Genomic DNA, 315 nt, shown 5'->3' on the forward strand with positions numbered 1-315 from the left:
AATCACCACCTTCGTCAGTAGTGGCATCAGAGACGCTGACGACGGGTTTATCGCCCTCCGTGTTGCTACCTGGATTGGCAGGGTCGTTTGATTCATCAAGGATGACACCAGTCGCACTATTCGTGCCAATGGTAGCATTCACTGGGCTGCCAATCTCAAGCACAAGATCTTCTGATTGCTCGTAGACCACATCGTCAGCAATGGTCACGGTAATGACTGGCGCAGCGGTTTCTCCAGCTGGGATGGTGACACTGGCGCCGTTGGTTAAAAAGGTATCAATCTGAGTGGCAGTGGTTAAGCTGACCACCACCCCTG

The 315-nt window shown here is 52.7% G+C and carries 1 protein-coding gene; it reads right to left on the reverse strand.

The annotated features are described in order from the left end of the window. Positions 1–315, reverse strand: a 315-nt coding sequence (locus V6252_RS12860; RefSeq protein WP_341610713.1) for a hypothetical protein, incomplete at both ends; no start/stop codon positions are given.

This window comes from Psychrobacter proteolyticus (assembly GCF_038155145.1).
GTDB classification, from domain to species: Bacteria; Pseudomonadota; Gammaproteobacteria; order Pseudomonadales; family Moraxellaceae; genus Psychrobacter; species Psychrobacter proteolyticus_B.